We start from the raw sequence: 1,844 nt of genomic DNA, 5'->3' as shown, positions 1-1,844 counted from the left end.
GCGTATAATCGTCGGCAGCGTCAGATGTGTATAAGAGACAGTCCCCCGCTCGCGCGGGAGAGGGAGAATTTGCGGAGCGGCGGCAGTCCCCTCCCCTGCGTCAGCGGGGGAGGGTTAGGGAGGGGGCAACACTTATCACCCCCCGATGCCGCTGGGCGCGGTGACCGCGTGCTCCTTCAGGATGGCGTCGGACAGGGCCGACACCTCGACGAGCTGGACCTCGTAGCCCCACAGGTTGGCGATGTGGCGCAACACCGCCTTGGCGTCGCTCTCGTCCAGCAGCACGCCGTTGGTCACGCGGTGGTGCAGGATCAGCTTGCGGTCGCCGGCCAGATCCACGTCGACGATCTGGATGTCCGGCTCCAGGAAACCCAGGTCGTACTGCCGCGCCAGCAGCTTGCGAATGCCGCGGTAGCCGCGCTCGTTGTGGATGTTCTCGACCAGCAGATAGGGGTCTTCCGCGTCGTCGCGCACGCTGAACATCTTGAACTTCCGCATCAGGTGCGGGCTGAGATACTGGAGCACGAAGCTCTCGTCGCGGAAGTTGGCCCAGGCGTCGCGCAGGGCGCCCATGCCATCGCCCCGCCCGGCGAGATCGGGGAACCAGTAGCGGTCCTCGTCGGTCGGGGTCTCGGCGATGCGCTGGATGTCCTGCATCATCGCAAAGCCGAGCGCGTAGGGGTTGATGCCCGAGAAGCGCTGGTCGTCGAACTCCGGCTGGAACACCACCGAGGTGTGCGAATGCAGGAATTCCAGCATCGCGCCTTCGCTGATCATCCCCCGCCGGTGCATCTCGTTCAGGATGGTGTAGTGGGTGTAGGTCGCACACCCCTCGTTCATCAGCTTGGTCTGCTTCTGCGGATAGAAATACTGCGCCATGTGGCGGACGATGCGGAGGATCTCGCGCTGCCAATGCTCCAGCCGCGGCGCCTTCTTCTCCAGGAAATAGAGCAGGTTCTCTTCCGGCAGGCCGAGCAGCTTCTTGCGCTCCGACACCGACTTGGACGGGCGGTTGCCGCCGACAGCGACCTTCGGCACGGTGCGCCACAGGTCGTTGAAGGTCTGCTCCTGGTACTCCTGCCGCTCCCGCTCGCGCTTCTGCTCCAGCCGCAGGTCGAGGCTGCGCTTCTTCGGATACTTGTGCACGCCCTGGTTCATCAACGCGTGGGCGGCGTCGAGCACCCGTTCCACCGCGTGGTGGCCGTAGCGGTCCTCGCACTGGGCGATGTAGGACTTGGCGAATTCCAGATAGTCGAGAATGCCCTCGGCGTCCGTCCACTGCTGGAAGAGCTGGTTGTTCTTGAAGAAGTGGTTGTGGCCGAAGGCGGCGTGGGCGATCACCAGCGTCTGCATCGTCATGGTGTTCTCTTCCATGATGTAGCTGATGCAGGGGCTGGAGTTGATGACGATCTCGTAGGCGAGGCCGCGATAGCCCTTGCGGTAGAGCATCTCGTCGCGGGCGAAATGCTTGCCGAAGGACCAGTGCTTGTACATCAGCGGCATGCCGATGGACGAATAGGCGTCGAGCATCTGCTCGGCGGTGATGACCTCGATCTGGTTGGGATAGACGTTGAGGCCCATGTCCTTCAGGGCGATGTCCTCGATGGCGTCGTAGACGCGCTTGATCTGGTCGTAATCCCAGTCCGCCCCGTCGTAGAGCAGGCTGTTGGGCTTGTCGATCACAGCGCTCATGCCTCACATCCTCTCAAAACTCTGCGGGGCGTTGGCCCCGATTCTTGGTGTGGCCTCGCGGTGGCGGGCATTGCCCCCCTCCCTCACCCTCCCCCGCTTCGCAGGGGAGGGACTGTCTCTTATACACATCTGACGCTGCCGACGATTATACG

The 1,844-nt window shown here is 63.3% G+C and carries 1 protein-coding gene; it reads right to left on the bottom strand.

The features are described 5' to 3' along the window. Window positions 1–135: 135 nt before the first annotated feature. Window positions 136–1,692 carry a SpoVR family protein gene (locus Q4I23_RS32460; RefSeq protein WP_237903007.1) on the bottom strand — a complete coding sequence of 519 codons (1,557 nt, stop codon included), beginning with the start codon at window positions 1,690–1,692 and terminating at the stop codon, window positions 136–138. Between the last annotated feature and the right edge of the window lie 152 nt (window positions 1,693–1,844).

Source organism: Azospirillum sp. UFLA03-27, from assembly GCF_059803775.1.
The sequence above is the reverse complement of the archived record's forward strand: the minus strand, read 5'-3'. Positions and strand labels throughout refer to the sequence as shown.

Excerpts from the sequence above, each read along its gene's own strand:
- Q4I23_RS32460 (WP_237903007.1), bottom strand. The coding sequence starts at position 1,692 with ATGAGCGCTGTGATCGACAAGCCCAACAGCCTGCTCTACGACGGGGCG.